The sequence below is a fragment of the Streptomyces sp. NPDC051578 genome, assembly GCF_044454045.1.
Taxonomy (GTDB): domain Bacteria; phylum Actinomycetota; class Actinomycetes; order Streptomycetales; family Streptomycetaceae; genus Streptomyces.
In genome coordinates this window covers 2,008,490-2,024,492 of record NZ_JBITDH010000001.1, presented here as the reverse complement: position 1 = coordinate 2,024,492, position 16,003 = coordinate 2,008,490, and the positions used below count along the sequence as shown (strand labels likewise).

Here is a 16,003-nt window from a genome sequence, read left to right as displayed (position 1 = left end):
TAGATGCCGCGCAGTCTCAAGAAGGGACCCTTCGTCGACGGACACCTCATCAAGAAGGTGGACGCTCAGAACGAAGCTGGTACCAAGAACGTCATCAAGACCTGGTCCCGTCGCTCGATGATCATCCCGGCCATGCTGGGTCACACCATCGCGGTGCACAACGGCAAGACCCACGTCCCGGTGTTCGTCACCGAGTCGATGGTCGGCCACAAGCTCGGCGAGTTCTCGCCGACTCGCACCTTCCGCGGCCACGTCAAGGACGACCGGAAGTCGAAGCGCCGCTAAAGGCGGGGTGGTAACGACTATGACTTACACCGAAGGGACAACCATGGAAGCCAGGGCCCAGGCGCGGTACATCCGCGTCACGCCCATGAAGGCCCGCCGCGTGGTGGACCTTATCCGTGGCATGGATGCCACGGAGGCTCAGGCGGTCCTGCGTTTCGCCCCGCAGGCCGCGAGCGTGCCGGTCGGCAAGGTGCTGGACAGCGCCATTGCCAACGCCGCACACAACTACAACCACCCGGACGCTTCTTCGCTGTTCATCAGCGAGGCGTTCGTGGACGAGGGTCCGACCCTGAAGCGGTTCCGTCCGCGCGCCCAGGGCCGTGCCTACCGGATCCGCAAGCGGACCAGCCACATCACCGTGGTCGTCAGCAGCAAGGAAGGTTCCCGGTAATGGGCCAGAAGGTAAACCCGCACGGGTTCCGGCTCGGCATCACCACCGACTTCAAGTCGCGTTGGTACGCCGACAAGCTGTACAAGGACTACGTCAAGGAAGACGTCGCCATCCGTCGGATGATGACGTCCGGCATGGAGCGCGCCGGCATCTCGAAGGTTGAGATCGAGCGCACCCGTGACCGCGTGCGTGTGGACATCCACACCGCTCGTCCGGGCATCGTCATCGGCCGCCGTGGCGCCGAGGCCGACCGCATCCGCGGCGACCTCGAGAAGCTCACGGGCAAGCAGGTCCAGCTGAACATCCTCGAGGTCAAGAACCCCGAGCTCGATGCCCAGCTGGTCGCCCAGGCCGTTGCCGAGCAGCTCTCCTCCCGCGTCTCCTTCCGTCGTGCCATGCGCAAGAGCATGCAGGGCACGATGAAGGCCGGCGCCAAGGGCATCAAGATCCAGTGTGGCGGTCGTCTCGGCGGCGCCGAGATGTCCCGCTCCGAGTTCTACCGCGAGGGTCGTGTGCCGCTGCACACGCTGCGCGCGAACGTGGACTACGGCTTCTTCGAGGCCAAGACCACCTTCGGCCGTATCGGTGTGAAGGTCTGGATCTACAAGGGCGACGTCAAGAACATCGCCGAGGTTCGCGCCGAGAACGCTGCGGCCCGTGCGGGTAACCGCCCGGCCCGTGGTGCCGGCGCTGGCGACCGTCCCGCCGGCCGTGGTGGCCGTGGTGGCGAGCGCGGCGGCCGTGGTGGCCGCAAGCCGCAGCAGGCTGCTGGTGCCGAGGCCCCCAAGGCCGACGCCCCCGCCGCCGCTCCGGCCGAGAGCACCGGAACGGAGGCCTGACCGACATGCTGATCCCTCGTAGGGTCAAGCACCGCAAGCAGCACCACCCGAAGCGCAGCGGTATGGCCAAGGGCGGTACTGAGGTCTCGTTCGGCGAGTACGGCATCCAGGCGCTGACCCCGGCGTACGTGACGAACCGCCAGATCGAGGCGGCTCGTATCGCGATGACCCGCCACATCAAGCGTGGCGGCAAGGTCTGGATCAACATCTACCCGGACCGCCCGCTGACGAAGAAGCCCGCCGAGACCCGCATGGGTTCCGGTAAGGGTTCTCCCGAGTGGTGGATCGCGAACGTGCACCCGGGCCGGGTCATGTTCGAGCTGTCCTACCCGAACGAGAAGATTGCTCGTGAGGCGCTCACCCGCGCTGCTCACAAGCTTCCGATGAAGTGCCGGATTGTTCGGCGCGAGGCAGGTGAGTCGTGATGGCGACGGGAACCAAGGCGTCCGAGCTGCGTGAGCTCGGTAACGAGGAGCTCGTTGGCAAGCTGCGCGAGGCCAAGGAAGAGCTGTTCAAGCTGCGCTTCCAGGCGGCCACGGGTCAGCTGGAGAACAACGGCCGGCTCAAGTCCGTCCGTAAGGACATCGCTCGCATCTACACCCTGATGCACGAGCGTGAGCTCGGTATCGAGACGGTGGAGAGCGCCTGATGAGCGAGAAGAACGTGACTGAGACCACTGAGCAGCGCGGTTTCCGCAAGACCCGCGAGGGTCTGGTCGTCAGCGACAAGATGGACAAGACCGTCGTCGTCGCCGTCGAGGACCGCGTCAAGCACGCCCTGTACGGCAAGGTCATCCGCCGTACGAACAAGCTCAAGGCTCACGACGAGCAGAACGCTGCCGGTGTCGGCGACCGCGTCCTCATCATGGAGACGCGTCCGCTGTCGGCGAGCAAGCGCTGGCGCATCGTCGAGATCCTCGAGAAGGCCAAGTAAGGAACCTCGCGCAAGCGAGTTCCGCCAGACATAGCCTGGGGGGTTTCCCTCAGGTCAGTTCCGCCAGGCTCGGCGAGGGGCTCCGGTAACGGACCCCTCGCCGGGAACCGGCAGACAATCAGGAGATAGACGTGATCCAGCAGGAGTCGCGACTGCGTGTCGCCGACAACACTGGTGCCAAGGAAATCCTTTGCATCCGTGTTCTCGGTGGCTCCGGTCGCCGCTACGCGGGCATCGGTGACGTCATTGTCGCCACCGTCAAGGACGCGATCCCCGGTGGCAACGTGAAGAAGGGTGACGTCGTCAAGGCGGTCATCGTTCGCACCGTCAAGGAGCGCCGCCGCCAGGACGGCTCGTACATCCGCTTCGACGAGAACGCCGCTGTCATTCTCAAGAACGACGGCGACCCTCGCGGCACCCGTATCTTCGGCCCCGTGGGCCGTGAGCTGCGCGAGAAGAAGTTCATGAAGATCATCTCGCTCGCGCCGGAGGTGCTGTAAGCATGAAGATCAAGAAGGGCGACCTGGTCCAGGTCATCACCGGTAAGGACAAGGGCAAGCAGGGCAAGGTCATCGCGGCCATGCCCAGCGAGAACCGCGTCCTCGTCGAGGGTGTCAACCGGGTCAAGAAGCACACGAAGGCCGGTCAGACCGCTGGCGGTTCGCAGACCGGTGGCATCGTGATCACCGAGGCGCCGGTCCACGTCAGCAACGTTCAGCTGGTCGTGGAGAAGGACGGCCAGAAGGTCGTCACCCGCGTCGGCTACCGCTTCGACGACGAGGGCAACAAGATCCGCGTTGCCAAGCGGACGGGTGAGGACATCTGATGGCTACCACTCCGCGTCTCAAGACGAAGTACCGCGAGGACATCGCGGGCAAGCTGCGTGAGGAGTTCTCCTACGAGAACGTCATGCAGATCCCCGGCCTCGTGAAGATCGTGGTCAACATGGGTGTGGGCGACGCCGCCCGCGACTCCAAGCTGATCGACGGCGCCATCCGCGACCTGACGACGATCACCGGTCAGAAGCCGGCCGTCACGAAGGCCCGCAAGTCCATCGCGCAGTTCAAGCTGCGTGAGGGTCAGCCGATCGGCTGCCACGTCACCCTCCGTGGTGACCGCATGTGGGAGTTCCTGGACCGTACGCTGTCGCTCGCGCTGCCGCGTATCCGTGACTTCCGTGGTCTGTCGCCGAAGCAGTTCGACGGCCGTGGCAACTACACCTTCGGTCTCACGGAGCAGGTCATGTTCCACGAGATCGACCAGGACAAGATCGACCGTACCCGGGGTATGGACATCACCGTGGTCACCACGGCGACCAACGACGACGAGGGCCGTGCCCTCCTTCGTCACCTCGGCTTCCCCTTCAAGGAGGCGTAAGCGAGATGGCGAAGAAGGCTCTCATCGCGAAGGCTGCCCGCAAGCCCAAGTTCGGTGTGCGTGCGTACACCCGCTGCCAGCGCTGCGGTCGTCCCCACTCCGTGTACCGCAAGTTCGGCCTGTGCCGCGTGTGCCTTCGTGAGATGGCTCACCGTGGCGAGCTGCCGGGCGTGACCAAGAGCTCCTGGTAGTTCCCTCCGTCCGCAAGGACTTGGGAAGTCTCCAGGCACTCTCGGTAAGCATCTGGTCGGCGGATGCCCGGCCGCGCATGCCTTAGGCTTGTGTGGTTGGGCGTCCGCCGCCCATAACGACTTACTACGCCGTAGGTCCCCGCACCGCACCCGTCCCGCCACTGAGTGGGGAGAGGGATGGCGCATACAGGAAACCCCGGCGAGAGAGGCCGAAGGCCACTTCATGACCATGACTGACCCGATCGCAGACATGCTGACCCGTCTGCGTAACGCTAACTCGGCGTACCACGACACCGTCGTGATGCCGCACAGCAAGATCAAGTCGCACATCGCAGAGATCCTCAAGCAGGAGGGTTTCATCACCGGCTGGAAGGTCGAGGACGCCGAGGTCGGCAAGAACCTCGTCCTCGAGCTGAAGTTCGGGCCGAACCGTGAGCGCTCCATCGCGGGCATCAAGCGGATCTCGAAGCCCGGTCTGCGCGTGTACGCGAAGTCCACCAACCTGCCGAAGGTGCTCGGCGGCCTGGGCGTGGCGATCATCTCCACGTCCCACGGTCTCCTCACCGGCCAGCAGGCAGGCAAGAAGGGCGTAGGTGGGGAAGTCCTCGCCTACGTCTGGTAGTCGGGAACGGAGGAAAAGCAATGTCGCGAATCGGCAAGCTCCCCATCCAGGTTCCCGCCGGTGTGGACGTCACCATCGATGGCCGCACGGTCGCGGTGAAGGGCCCCAAGGGTTCCCTCTCGCACACCGTCGCTGCGCCCATCGCCGTCGCCAAGGGTGAGGACGGCGTCCTGAACGTCATCCGCCCGAACGACGAGCGTCAGAACAAGGCCCTGCACGGCCTGTCCCGCACGCTGGTGGCGAACATGATCACCGGTGTGACCACGGGGTACGTCAAGGCTCTCGAGATCAGCGGTGTCGGTTACCGCGTCGCCGCGAAGGGCTCCGACCTGGAGTTCCAGCTTGGTTACAGCCACCCGATCCTGATCGAGGCGCCCGAGGGCATCTCCTTCAAGGTCGAGTCGCCCACCAAGTTCACGGTCGAGGGCATCGACAAGCAGAAGGTCGGCGAGGTCGCCGCCAACATCCGCAAGCTGCGGAAGCCCGACCCGTACAAGGCCAAGGGTGTCAAGTACGCCGGCGAAGTCATCCGCCGCAAGGTCGGAAAGGCTGGTAAGTAGCCATGGCATACGGTGTGAAGATCGCCAAGGGCGACGCGTACAAGCGCGCTGCCAAGGCTCGCCGCCACATCCGCATCCGCAAGAACGTCTCGGGTACGGCGGAGCGTCCGCGCCTCGTCGTGACGCGTTCCAACCGCAACATCGTTGCTCAGGTCATCGACGACCTCCAGGGTCACACCCTGGCGTCCGCGTCGACCCTGGACGCTTCGATCCGCGGTGGCGAAGGCGACAAGAGCGCCCAGGCCCAGGCTGTCGGCGCGCTCGTCGCCGAGCGTGCCAAGGCCGCGGGTGTCGAGACCGTCGTGTTCGACCGCGGTGGCAACCGATACGCCGGGCGCATTGCCGCTCTGGCTGACGCCGCCCGCGAAGCCGGGCTGAAGTTCTAAGCCCCGGTTCCGGGACTCACGGACGTAACAGAGAGAGGTAATCCAATGGCTGGACCCCAGCGCCGCGGAAGCGGTGCCGGTGGCGGCGAGCGGCGGGACCGGAAGGGTCGCGACGGTGGCCCTGCCGCCGAGAAGACCGCTTACGTTGAGCGCGTTGTCGCGATCAACCGCGTCGCCAAGGTTGTCAAGGGTGGTCGCCGCTTCAGCTTCACCGCGCTGGTCGTGGTGGGCGACGGTGACGGCACTGTAGGTGTCGGTTACGGCAAGGCCAAGGAAGTTCCCGCGGCCATCGCCAAGGGTGTCGAGGAAGCCAAGAAGAACTTCTTCAAGGTTCCGCGCATCCAGGGCACCATCCCTCACCCGATCCAGGGCGAGAAGGCCGCGGGCGTCGTCCTGCTCAAGCCTGCTTCCCCCGGTACCGGTGTAATCGCCGGTGGCCCGGTGCGCGCCGTTCTGGAGTGCGCCGGCGTTCACGACATCCTGTCGAAGTCCCTGGGCTCCGACAACGCGATCAACATCGTGCACGCGACCGTGGCGGCCCTCCAGGGCCTGCAGCGTCCCGAGGAGATCGCGGCTCGCCGTGGTCTGCCCCTCGAGGACGTCGCCCCCGCGGCCCTGCTTCGTGCGCGTGCTGGGGCGGGTGTCTGATGGCCCGCCTCAAGATCACGCAGACGAAGTCGTACATCGGCAGCAAGCAGAACCACCGCGACACTCTGCGTTCGCTCGGGCTCAAGCGCCTGAACGACGTGGTCGTCAAGGAGGACCGCCCCGAGTTCCGCGGAATGGTGCAGACCGTCCGCCACCTCGTGACGGTTGAGGAGGTTGACTAATCATGGCTGAGAACAGCCCGCTGAAGGCCCACAACCTCCGTCCCGCCCCCGGCGCCAAGACCGCGAAGACCCGTGTCGGTCGTGGTGAGGCGTCGAAGGGTAAGACGGCCGGTCGTGGTACGAAGGGCCAGAAGGCCCGTTACCAGATCCCGCAGCGCTTCGAGGGTGGGCAGATGCCCCTCCACATGCGCCTGCCGAAGCTCAAGGGCTTCAAGAACCCGTTCCGCACCGAGTTCCAGGTCGTCAACCTGGACAAGCTCGGCGCTCTCTACCCCGAGGGTGGAGAGGTCACGGTGGCCGACCTGGTCGCCAAGGGCGCGGTGCGCAAGAACAGCCTCGTCAAGGTCCTGGGCCAGGGCGAGATCTCCGTGGCGCTGACGGTTTCGGTTGACGCCGTCTCCGCCTCCGCCAAGGAGAAGATCGCCGCTGCCGGCGGCACCGTCACCGAGCTCGTCTAAGACGAACTCACGTGACAAATAGCTAAAACCCGACCGGGGATGCCTCACATATGGGGCATCCCCGGTTGGTCGTTCCACGGGGGGCGCAGTCGCCGGTAAGGTGGCCTGCACCTTTGCTTGTACGTATTCACCGATCCCTCAGACCGTCACCTCTGACGCAGTAGCGCGGGGGTCGCAGGAGGCACCGTGCTCACCGCGTTCGCCCGGGCGTTCAAGACGCCCGACCTGCGCAAGAAGCTGCTCTTCACGCTCGCCATCATCGTGCTGTTCCGCCTCGGGTCCCACATCCCGGTCCCCGGCGTGAACTACAAGAACGTCCAGTTCTGTGTGGACCAGGCAGGGACCGGCAACAGCCTGTTCGGCCTCGTCAACATGTTCAGCGGTGGCGCACTGCTGCAGATCACGATCTTCGCGCTCGGAATCATGCCGTACATCACGGCGAGCATCATCCTGCAGCTGCTGACCGTGGTCATCCCGAAGCTGGAGAACCTCAAGAAAGAGGGGCAGTCCGGCACGGCGAAGATCACCCAGTACACGCGTTACCTGACGGTCGCGCTCGCGATCCTCCAGGGCACGGGTCTGGTGGCCACCGCCAAGACGGGCGCGCTCTTCGGGTCCTGCCAGCTCCGCACCGAGATCGTCTCGGACCGCTCGATCTTCACCATGATCACGATGGTGCTCACCATGACCGCCGGTACCTGTGTCGTCATGTGGCTCGGTGAGCTGATCACCGACCGCGGCATCGGCAACGGCATGTCGATCCTCATGTTCATCTCGATCGCGGCCGGCTTCATCGGCGCCATGTGGCAGATCAAGCTCCAGGGCAAGATCGCTGACGGATGGGTCGAGTTCGGAGTGGTGATCCTCGTCGGCCTGGCGATGGTGGCCCTGGTCGTCTTCGTCGAACAGGCGCAGCGCAGGATCCCGGTCCAGTACGCGAAGCGCATGATCGGGCGCCGCGCGTACGGCGGCACCTCGACCTACATCCCGCTCAAGGTGAACCAGGCCGGTGTCATCCCGGTCATCTTCGCCTCGTCGCTGCTGTACATCCCGGCACTGGTCGTGCAGTTCAGCGGCTCGACGGCGGGCTGGGCGACCTGGATCCAGAAGCACTTCGTCAAGGGCGACCACCCGTACTACATCGCCGCCTACTTCCTCCTGATCGTGTTCTTCGCCTTCTTCTACGTGGCGATCTCGTTCAACCCCGAGGAAGTTGCAGACAACATGAAGAAGTATGGTGGGTTCATCCCGGGCATCCGCGCCGGCCGGCCTACCGCCGAGTACCTGAGCTACGTACTCAACCGGATCACCTGGCCGGGGTCGCTGTACCTGGGTCTGATCGCTCTCGTGCCGACAATGGCGTTGGCAGGCTTCGGAGCGAACCAGAACTTCCCGTTCGGCGGGACGAGCATCCTCATCATCGTGGGTGTGGGTCTGGAAACCGTGAAGCAGATCGAGAGCCAGCTCCAGCAGCGTAATTACGAAGGGTTCCTCCGCTGATGCGTATCGTCCTCGTCGGGCCCCCCGGCGCCGGCAAGGGAACACAGGCCGCGTTCCTCGCCAAGAACCTGTCGATCCCGCACATCTCCACGGGTGACCTGTTCCGCGCCAACATCAGCCAGGGCACCGAGCTCGGCAAGAGCGCCAAGTCGTACATGGACGCGGGCGAGCTCGTCCCGGACTCGGTCACCATCGGCATGGCCAAGGACCGGATGGAGCAGCCCGACGCCGAGAACGGCTTCCTGCTCGACGGCTTCCCGCGCAACCTCTCCCAGGCCGAGGCGCTGGACGAGATCCTCAAGGCGGCCGGGCTCGCCCTGGACGCCGTCCTCGACCTGGAGGTCGAGGAGGACGAGGTCGTCAAGCGCATCGCGGGCCGCCGGACCTGCCGCAAGGACTCCGCGCACGTCTTCCACGTGACGTACGCGCCGCCGAAGACGGAAGGCGTCTGCGACCACTGCGGCGGCGAGCTGTACCAGCGCGGAGACGACTCCGAGGCCACGGTCCGCAACCGGCTGTCCGTCTACCACGCGGAGACCGAGCCGATCATCGACTACTACAAGGCCCAGGGCCTCGTGTCGACCATCCCCGCCCTCGGTGAGGTCGCGGACGTCACGCGGCGCGCGATGGACGCCTTGAAGAAGTAGTCCCCAGTCGTGCAGGTACGGCCGCGGTGTCCCAGGGACACCGCGGCCGTACTGTTGAGAAGTCCGATTTCAGAAGGTGGAAGGCCGTTCCATGGTGCAGCTCAAGACGCCCGAGCAGATCGCGAAGATGCGCGAGGCGGGGCTGGTCGTCGCCGCGATCCACGCGGCGACCCGTGAGGCGGCCGTGCCGGGCGCCACGACCCGGGACCTGGACATGGTGGCCCGCAAGGTCATCGCGGACGCCGGTGCGAAGTCGAACTTCCTCGGCTACGGCGGTTTCCCCGCGACGATCTGCACCTCGGTGAACGAGGTCGTCGTCCACGGCATCCCGGACGACAAGACGGTCCTCAAGGACGGCGACATCATCTCGATCGACGCCGGCGCGATCGTGGACGGCTGGCACGGCGACGCCGCGTACACGGCGTTCGTGGGCACCGGTCACGCTCCGGAGCTGATCGAGCTCTCGCGGGTGACCGAGGAGTCGATGTGGGCCGGCATCGCCGCGATGAAGCTCGGCAACCGCCTGGTGGACATCTCGAAGGCGATCGAGGGCTACATCCGCCGCCAGCCGCGTCCGGCCACCGGCAAGTACGGGATCATCGAGGACTACGGCGGCCACGGCATCGGTTCCGAGATGCACATGGACCCCCACCTGCTGAACTACGTCTCGCGCAAGCGGGGCAAGGGCATCAAGCTGGTCCCGGGCGTCTGCCTGGCGATCGAGCCCATGGTCTCGCTCGGCACCGCCCACACGGAGGTCCTGGCGGACGACTGGACGGTCATCACCACGGACGGGACCTGGTCCTCCCACTGGGAGCACTCGATCGCCCTGACGGAAGAGGGCCCGATCGTCCTGACCAGCCCGGACTGCGGCAAGGCGAAGCTGGCGCAATACGGCGTGACGACCGCGCCGGACCCCCTTGGTTAATGATCTATGGTGTAGGGCAAACTTTCCGGATTCGTCTTTCTGGGTGCCCTGCCGTAGACTGACTCGTCGGCTCCTTTGCATCCGCATGTCTTCGTGCGGAGCATGGAGCTGATCAAGGTAGCCGATTCGAAGGGCGAAGCGTGGCCAAGAAGCAAGGTGCCATCGAGATCGAGGGCACCGTGATCGAGTCCCTCCCGAACGCGATGTTCAAGGTGGAACTGCAGAACGGTCACAAGGTCCTCGCGCACATCAGCGGCAAGATGCGGATGCACTACATCCGCATCCTCCCCGATGACCGGGTCGTGGTGGAGCTGTCTCCGTACGACCTGACGCGTGGCCGGATCGTCTACCGATACAAGTAGATCTTGTCCTCACTCCCGACCGGGCGTCTGTTCCGGCGCGGGTGGTGGCACTGACCCGGAGAACCTCACCAACATGAAGGTCAAGCCGAGCGTCAAGAAGATCTGCGACAAGTGCAAGGTGATCCGCCGTCACGGTCGGGTCATGGTCATCTGCGACAACCTGCGCCACAAGCAGCGCCAGGGCTGACGCACGCCGACCGACCTGCCTTCCGCAGTTCTTCGCGCGACGTAAGAAAACGTACATACGCAGAACCCGCCCAGCCCTTCACGGGGCCGGCGGCACCTCCGGCGGGGGCCGGGGACCCGGACGTACCACCACCCATCAGGAGTGGTCGGCGGTCGGGAACGGTTCTGCGGAAGACCCCCGAACACACAGGAGCCATTGAATGGCACGCGTTTCCGGTGTTGACATCCCGCGCGAAAAGCGTGTGGAGATCGCACTCACCTACGTCTTCGGTATCGGGCGCACCCGGTCCAAGGAGATCCTCGCCTCCACCGGCGTGAACCCGAACACCCGCGTTCGTGACCTGGCCGAAGAGGACCTGGTCAAGATCCGCGAGTACGTGGACGCCAACCTCCGTACCGAGGGTGACCTCCGCCGCGAGATCCAGGCCGACATCCGTCGCAAGGTCGAGATCCAGTGCTACCAGGGCATCCGCCACCGTCGTGGCCTGCCGGTGCACGGTCAGCGCACCAGCACGAACGCGCGTACCCGCAAGGGCCCGCGTCGCGCGATCGCCGGTAAGAAGAAGCCGGGCAAGAAGTAGTCCTGTTCAGCGGTCTTGCGCTGTAGGACCGACCACCTCCCGTAGGAGATTTAGATGCCCCCCAAGGGTCGTCAGGGCGCTGCCAAGAAGGTGCGCCGCAAGGAAAAGAAGAACGTCGCTCACGGGCACGCCCACATCAAGAGCACGTTCAACAACACCATCGTCTCGATCACCGACCCCTCGGGCAACGTGATCTCCTGGGCCTCCGCCGGCCACGTCGGCTTCAAGGGCTCGCGCAAGTCCACCCCCTTCGCCGCGCAGATGGCCGCCGAGTCGGCCGCCCGCCGCGCGCAGGAGCACGGCATGCGCAAGGTTGACGTCTTCGTCAAGGGTCCGGGCTCCGGCCGCGAGACCGCGATCCGCTCCCTGCAGGCCACCGGCCTGGAGGTCGGCTCCATCCAGGACGTCACCCCCACCCCGCACAACGGCTGCCGTCCGCCGAAGCGCCGCCGCGTCTGACGCGACGGACGCGCCTGTGCGTCTTTGAGTGTCCGGGCGGTACGACCCCTTCGGGGGCCGTGCCGCCCGTACCCTTGCAGTACCCAGCAGTACATGTCGGGCGTCAAATAGTGGGCGTCCACGACTGAAGGAACACAGACATGCTTATCGCTCAGCGTCCCTCGCTGACCGAAGAGGTCGTAGACGAGTACCGCTCGCGGTTCGTGATCGAGCCGCTGGAGCCGGGCTTCGGCTACACCCTCGGCAACTCCCTGCGCCGCACGCTCCTGTCCTCCATCCCGGGTGCCGCCGTCACCAGCATCCGCGTGGACGGCGTCCTGCACGAGTTCACCACCGTGCCGGGCGTCAAGGAAGACGTCACCGACATCATCCTCAACATCAAGCAGCTGGTCGTCTCCTCGGAGCACGACGAGCCGGTCGTGATGTACCTGCGCAAGCAGGGTCCCGGCCTGGTCACCGCTGCCGACATCGCGCCCCCGGCCGGTGTCGAGGTGCACAACCCGGACCTGGTCCTCGCCACGCTCAACGGCAAGGGCAAGCTGGAGATGGAGCTGACCGTCGAGCGCGGCCGCGGCTACGTCTCCGCCGTGCAGAACAAGCAGCTGGGCCAGGAGATCGGCCGCATCCCGGTCGACTCCATCTACAGCCCGGTCCTCAAGGTCACCTACAAGGTCGAGGCGACCCGAGTCGAGCAGCGCACCGACTTCGACAAGCTGATCGTCGACGTCGAGACCAAGCAGGCCATGCGCCCGCGCGACGCCATGGCGTCCGCCGGCAAGACCCTGGTCGAGCTGTTCGGTCTGGCGCGCGAGCTCAACATCGACGCCGAGGGCATCGACATGGGCCCGTCCCCGACGGACGCCGCCCTGGCCGCCGACCTGGCGCTGCCGATCGAGGAGCTCGAGCTCACCGTCCGGTCGTACAACTGCCTCAAGCGCGAGGGCATCCACTCCGTGGGTGAGCTCGTCGCCCGCTCCGAGGCCGACCTGCTCGACATCCGCAACTTCGGTGCGAAGTCGATCGACGAGGTCAAGGCGAAGCTGGCCGGCATGGGCCTGGCCCTCAAGGACAGCCCGCCCGGATTCGACCCGACCGCCGCGGCGGACGCCTTCGGCGCCGACGACGACGCGGACGCCGGTTTCGTCGAGACCGAGCAGTACTGATTCTCCCCGCCGCCGGCGGCCGGGGCCTGTGGGCCCCGATCGCCGGCCGGGCTTGATCGAGACTTTCCCGGGGCAGCCGCTCCGGGGGAACTGACACCGGTACCTGACACGGCCGGTGCAGATATGAAGGAGTAACACCATGCCGCGTCCCGCAAAGGGTGCCCGCCTGGGCGGCAGCGCCGCGCACGAGAAGCACCTCCTCGCGAACCTCGCGAAGGCGCTCTTCGAGCACGGCCGCATCACCACCACCGAGGCCAAGGCCCGTCGCCTGCGTCCCTACGCCGAGCGTCTGGTCACCAAGGCCAAGAAGGGCGACATCCACAACCGTCGCCTGGTGCTGCAGACGATCACGGACAAGAGCATCGTGCACACGCTGTTCACCGAGATCGCCCCGCGCTACGAGAACCGCCCCGGTGGTTACACGCGCATCACCAAGATCGGCAACCGTCGTGGCGACAACGCCCCGATGGCGGTCATCGAGCTGGTCGAGGCCCTGACGGTCGCGCAGCAGGCCACCGGTGAGGCCGAGGCCGCCACCAAGCGTGCCGCGAAGGACGCCGAGGCCGTGGCCGAGGCTCCCGCCGCCGAGGAGACCAAGGAGGCCTGATCCCGTTCCGGGATCGAGCTTGCTTGATCGGCTCTGAACGGGCCCGCCCCTTCCCGGGGCGGGCCCGTTCTGCGTTCCTGACGTTCCCCAGCTTTTGAGAGGATCGGTCACGTGAGTGACGAGGTGGAGCCCGGGCACGTCCGGGTACGGCTGGACCTGTCGTACGACGGCAAGGACTTCTCCGGCTGGGCGAAGCAGCGCGAGCTGCGGACCGTGCAGGGGGAGCTGGAGTCGGCCCTGCGGACCGTGATGCGGCTGCCGGAGCCGGTGGAGCTGACCGTGGCCGGGCGGACCGATGCGGGCGTGCACGCGCGCGGGCAGGTCGCCCAGTTCGACGTGCGCGACGAGGTGTGGGCGGAGCACGAGGACAAGCTGCTGCGCCGCCTCGCGGGGCGGCTGCCGCACGACGTACGGGTGTGGAGGGCCGCGCGGGCCCCCGAGGGCTTCAACGCGCGCTTCTCGGCCGTCTGGCGCCGATACGCCTACCGGGTGGGCGACCACCAGGCGGGGGTGGACCCGCTGCGCCGCGGGCACGTGCTGTGGCACCAGTGGCCGCTGGACGTGGACGCCATGAACGAGGCCTCCACCGCGCTGCTCGGCGAGCACGACTTCGCCGCGTACTGCAAGAAGCGCGAGGGCGCCACGACCATCCGCACGCTCCAGCAGCTCAGCTGGGAGCGCGCGGAGGACGGCATCATCACCGCCACGGTGCGCGCCGACGCCTTCTGCCACAACATGGTCCGCTCGCTGGTCGGCGCGATGCTGCACGTGGGCGACGGGCACCGGCCCGTGACCTGGCCCGGCGAGGTCCTGCGGGCCGCCGTACGGGACTCCTCGGTCCACGTGGTCAAGCCCCACGGGCTCACCCTGGAGGAAGTCGGCTACCCGGCCGACGAGCTGCTGGCCGCCCGCAGCAAGGAAGCGCGCAACATGCGGACCCTGCCCGGAGCCGGCTGCTGCTGATCCACCGCTCATCCATTTGGGCGGATCGCGGCCCGGCCTGGACAATGCGCCCATGGGACATCTCGAAGCCAGCCACCTGGAGTACTACCTTCCCGACGGGCGGGTCCTGCTCCCCGACGTCTCCTTCCGTGTGGGGGAGGGCGCGGTGGTGGCCCTCGTCGGGGCCAACGGGGCCGGCAAGACCACCCTGCTGAAGCTGATCTCCGGTGAGCTCCAGCCGCACGGCGGGGCGGTCACGCACAGCGGCGGACTCGGCGTGATGTCCCAGTTCGTGGGCTCGGTGCGGGACGAGACGACCGTACGGGACCTGCTGGTCTCGGTGTCCCAGCCGCGGATCCGGGAGGCGGCGAGGGCCGTGGACCGGGCCGAGGCGCTGATCCTCACGGTCGACGACGAGGCCGCCCAGATGGCCTACGCGCAGGCGCTCAGCGACTGGGCCGACGTCCAGGGCTACGAGGCGGAGACCCTGTGGGACGTCTGCACCATGGCGGCGCTGGGCATCCCGTACGACTCGGCCCAGTTCCGCGAGGTGCGCACGCTCTCCGGCGGTGAGCAGAAGCGGCTCGTCCTGGAGGCGCTGCTGCGCGGGCCGGACGAGGTGCTGCTGCTCGACGAGCCGGACAACTACCTCGACGTCCCGGGCAAGCGGTGGCTGGAGGAGCAGCTGCGGACCACCCGCAAGACGGTCCTGTTCGTCTCCCACGACCGGGAGCTGCTGACCCAGGCCGCCCAGAAGATCATCAGCCTGGAGGCGAGCCCGATGGGCTCCGACGTCTGGGTGCACGGCGCGGGCTTCGGCACCTACCACGAGGCCCGCAAGGAGCGCTTCGCCCGCTTCGAGGAGCTCAAGCGGCGCTGGGACGAGGAGCACGCCCGCCTGAAGGCTCTGGTGCTGCGGCTGCGCAACCAGGCCGCGAGCAGCCCCGACATGGCCTCGCGCTACCGGGCGATGCAGACCCGCTTCCAGAAGTTCGAGGAGGCCGGCCCGCCGCCGGAGCCGCCGCGGGAGCAGGACATCACGATGCGGCTCAAGGGCGGCCGTACGGGCGTGCGCGCGCTGACGGTGCAGAACCTGGAGCTGACCGGCCTGATGAAGCCGTTCTCCCTGGAGGTCTTCTACGGGGAGCGGGTCGCGGTGCTCGGCTCGAACGGCTCCGGCAAGTCGCACTTCCTGCGGCTGCTGGCGGGTGAGGACGTCAAGCACACCGGTGAGTGGAAGCTGGGCGCCCGGGTGGTTCCCGGCCACTTCGCGCAGACGCACGCCCACCCGGAGCTGTTCGGCCGCACGCTCGTCGACATCCTGTGGACGGAGGCGGCCAAGCCCCTGGGCCAGGCGATGGGGGCCCTGCGCCGTTACGAGCTGGAGCGGCAGGCGGAGCAGCCGTTCGAGAAGCTGTCGGGCGGCCAGCAGGCGCGGTTCCAGATCCTGCTGCTGGAGCTGGCCGGCACCACGGCGCTGCTGCTGGACGAGCCGACCGACAACCTGGACCTGGAGTCGGCCGAGGCCCTCCAGGACGGTCTGGAGGCGTACGACGGCACGGTGCTGTGCGTGACGCACGACCGCTGGTTCGCGCGAACATTTGACCGTTACTTGGTCTTCGGTTCAGACGGTGTTGTACGGGAGACTCAGGAACCCGTATGGGACGAACGTAGGGTCGAGCGCGAGCGCTGAGGGGGTGAACGGCCCCCCGCGGGGTCGAGGGAGGCGTTGTGGGGCTGCGGCCTAGCATCTGGC

27 protein-coding genes are annotated in these 16,003 nt (G+C 66.7%); all 27 read left to right on the top strand.

Translation table 11 applies throughout. The features are described 5' to 3' along the window. The first annotated feature begins 3 nt into the window (after nt 1–3). The 27 genes from rpsS to ACIA6C_RS09020 all read left to right on the top strand — a co-directional run bounded on the left by rpsS (nt 4) and on the right by ACIA6C_RS09020 (nt 15,940). Nucleotides 4–285, top strand: a complete 282-nt coding sequence (gene rpsS / locus ACIA6C_RS09150; protein ID WP_043230274.1) for a 30S ribosomal protein S19 — start codon at nt 4–6, stop codon at nt 283–285. 43 nt (nt 286–328) lie between these two features. Then, nucleotides 329–676 carry a 50S ribosomal protein L22 gene (rplV, locus tag ACIA6C_RS09145; protein ID WP_136213228.1) on the top strand — a complete coding sequence of 116 codons (348 nt, stop codon included), beginning with the start codon at nt 329–331 and terminating at the stop codon, nt 674–676. Further along, nucleotides 676–1,515: a 30S ribosomal protein S3 gene (gene rpsC, locus ACIA6C_RS09140; protein ID WP_007265905.1), complete on the top strand. Its 840-nt coding sequence runs from the start codon at nt 676–678 to the stop codon at nt 1,513–1,515. The genes rplV and rpsC overlap by 1 nt, the downstream gene beginning before the upstream one ends. Nucleotides 1,516–1,520: 5 nt before the next feature. Continuing rightward, nucleotides 1,521–1,940 (top strand): 50S ribosomal protein L16, encoded by a 420-nt coding sequence (rplP, locus tag ACIA6C_RS09135; protein ID WP_112447745.1) that lies wholly within the window; start codon nt 1,521–1,523, stop codon nt 1,938–1,940. Then, on the top strand, nt 1,940–2,164 hold the full coding sequence (rpmC, locus tag ACIA6C_RS09130) for a 50S ribosomal protein L29 (RefSeq protein WP_008739703.1): 225 nt from the start codon (nt 1,940–1,942) through the stop codon (nt 2,162–2,164). The genes rplP and rpmC overlap by 1 nt, the downstream gene beginning before the upstream one ends. Beyond that, complete coding sequence (rpsQ, locus tag ACIA6C_RS09125) at nt 2,164–2,448, top strand: 30S ribosomal protein S17 (protein WP_008739702.1); 285 nt, start codon at nt 2,164–2,166, stop codon at nt 2,446–2,448. Before rpmC ends, rpsQ begins: the two co-directional genes overlap by 1 nt. A gap of 131 nt (nt 2,449–2,579) precedes the next feature. Continuing rightward, nucleotides 2,580–2,948 carry a 50S ribosomal protein L14 gene (gene rplN, locus ACIA6C_RS09120; RefSeq protein WP_003956455.1) on the top strand — a complete coding sequence of 123 codons (369 nt, stop codon included), beginning with the start codon at nt 2,580–2,582 and terminating at the stop codon, nt 2,946–2,948. Nucleotides 2,949–2,950: 2 nt separating this feature from the next. Next, nucleotides 2,951–3,274: a 50S ribosomal protein L24 gene (gene rplX, locus ACIA6C_RS09115; protein ID WP_136213229.1), complete on the top strand. Its 324-nt coding sequence runs from the start codon at nt 2,951–2,953 to the stop codon at nt 3,272–3,274. Further along, a complete protein-coding gene (gene rplE / locus ACIA6C_RS09110) occupies nt 3,274–3,825 on the top strand; it encodes a 50S ribosomal protein L5 (RefSeq protein WP_030298216.1) in 552 nt (183 codons plus the stop codon). Before rplX ends, rplE begins: the two co-directional genes overlap by 1 nt. Nucleotides 3,826–3,830: 5 nt before the next feature. Beyond that, nucleotides 3,831–4,016, top strand: coding sequence for a type Z 30S ribosomal protein S14 (locus tag ACIA6C_RS09105; RefSeq protein WP_003956452.1), 186 nt, complete (start codon nt 3,831–3,833; stop codon nt 4,014–4,016). Nucleotides 4,017–4,239: 223 nt separating this feature from the next. Further along, nucleotides 4,240–4,638, top strand: coding sequence for a 30S ribosomal protein S8 (gene rpsH, locus ACIA6C_RS09100; RefSeq protein ID WP_007265911.1), 399 nt, complete (start codon nt 4,240–4,242; stop codon nt 4,636–4,638). A 20-nt stretch (nt 4,639–4,658) separates the two neighbouring features. After that, nucleotides 4,659–5,198, top strand: coding sequence for a 50S ribosomal protein L6 (gene rplF, locus ACIA6C_RS09095; RefSeq protein ID WP_053682616.1), 540 nt, complete (start codon nt 4,659–4,661; stop codon nt 5,196–5,198). Between the two features lie 2 nt (nt 5,199–5,200). Then, nucleotides 5,201–5,584, top strand: a complete 384-nt coding sequence (gene rplR / locus ACIA6C_RS09090) for a 50S ribosomal protein L18 (protein WP_030026334.1) — start codon at nt 5,201–5,203, stop codon at nt 5,582–5,584. 45 nt (nt 5,585–5,629) lie between these two features. Then, nucleotides 5,630–6,232, top strand: coding sequence for a 30S ribosomal protein S5 (gene rpsE / locus ACIA6C_RS09085; RefSeq protein ID WP_190183000.1), 603 nt, complete (start codon nt 5,630–5,632; stop codon nt 6,230–6,232). Continuing rightward, a complete protein-coding gene (rpmD, locus tag ACIA6C_RS09080) occupies nt 6,232–6,414 on the top strand; it encodes a 50S ribosomal protein L30 (protein WP_053682614.1) in 183 nt (60 codons plus the stop codon). Before rpsE ends, rpmD begins: the two co-directional genes overlap by 1 nt. A gap of 2 nt (nt 6,415–6,416) precedes the next feature. Continuing rightward, nucleotides 6,417–6,872, top strand: a complete 456-nt coding sequence (rplO, locus tag ACIA6C_RS09075) for a 50S ribosomal protein L15 (protein ID WP_030154704.1) — start codon at nt 6,417–6,419, stop codon at nt 6,870–6,872. A 186-nt stretch (nt 6,873–7,058) separates the two neighbouring features. Beyond that, complete coding sequence (gene secY / locus ACIA6C_RS09070; protein WP_190183002.1) at nt 7,059–8,372, top strand: preprotein translocase subunit SecY; 1,314 nt, start codon at nt 7,059–7,061, stop codon at nt 8,370–8,372. After that, a complete protein-coding gene (locus tag ACIA6C_RS09065) occupies nt 8,372–9,019 on the top strand; it encodes an adenylate kinase (protein ID WP_366080276.1) in 648 nt (215 codons plus the stop codon). The genes secY and ACIA6C_RS09065 overlap by 1 nt, the downstream gene beginning before the upstream one ends. Nucleotides 9,020–9,110: 91 nt before the next feature. Then, a complete protein-coding gene (gene map / locus ACIA6C_RS09060) occupies nt 9,111–9,947 on the top strand; it encodes a type I methionyl aminopeptidase (RefSeq protein WP_361133925.1) in 837 nt (278 codons plus the stop codon). Between the two features lie 140 nt (nt 9,948–10,087). After that, a complete protein-coding gene (gene infA / locus ACIA6C_RS09055; RefSeq protein WP_003956442.1) occupies nt 10,088–10,309 on the top strand; it encodes a translation initiation factor IF-1 in 222 nt (73 codons plus the stop codon). Nucleotides 10,310–10,382: 73 nt separating this feature from the next. Beyond that, nucleotides 10,383–10,496 carry a 50S ribosomal protein L36 gene (rpmJ, locus tag ACIA6C_RS09050; protein ID WP_003956441.1) on the top strand — a complete coding sequence of 38 codons (114 nt, stop codon included), beginning with the start codon at nt 10,383–10,385 and terminating at the stop codon, nt 10,494–10,496. 199 nt (nt 10,497–10,695) lie between these two features. Then, nucleotides 10,696–11,076: a 30S ribosomal protein S13 gene (rpsM, locus tag ACIA6C_RS09045; protein WP_030710357.1), complete on the top strand. Its 381-nt coding sequence runs from the start codon at nt 10,696–10,698 to the stop codon at nt 11,074–11,076. A gap of 54 nt (nt 11,077–11,130) precedes the next feature. After that, nucleotides 11,131–11,535 (top strand): 30S ribosomal protein S11, encoded by a 405-nt coding sequence (rpsK, locus tag ACIA6C_RS09040; RefSeq protein ID WP_003956432.1) that lies wholly within the window; start codon nt 11,131–11,133, stop codon nt 11,533–11,535. 140 nt (nt 11,536–11,675) lie between these two features. Then, nucleotides 11,676–12,698: a DNA-directed RNA polymerase subunit alpha gene (locus ACIA6C_RS09035; RefSeq protein WP_007265920.1), complete on the top strand. Its 1,023-nt coding sequence runs from the start codon at nt 11,676–11,678 to the stop codon at nt 12,696–12,698. A 139-nt stretch (nt 12,699–12,837) separates the two neighbouring features. Next, nucleotides 12,838–13,305, top strand: a complete 468-nt coding sequence (rplQ, locus tag ACIA6C_RS09030) for a 50S ribosomal protein L17 (RefSeq protein ID WP_030298228.1) — start codon at nt 12,838–12,840, stop codon at nt 13,303–13,305. Between the two features lie 111 nt (nt 13,306–13,416). After that, nucleotides 13,417–14,268, top strand: a complete 852-nt coding sequence (gene truA, locus ACIA6C_RS09025; protein WP_399273934.1) for a tRNA pseudouridine(38-40) synthase TruA — start codon at nt 13,417–13,419, stop codon at nt 14,266–14,268. A gap of 52 nt (nt 14,269–14,320) precedes the next feature. Then, nucleotides 14,321–15,940: an ABC-F family ATP-binding cassette domain-containing protein gene (locus ACIA6C_RS09020; RefSeq protein WP_399273932.1), complete on the top strand. Its 1,620-nt coding sequence runs from the start codon at nt 14,321–14,323 to the stop codon at nt 15,938–15,940. Nucleotides 15,941–16,003 lie beyond the last annotated feature (63 nt).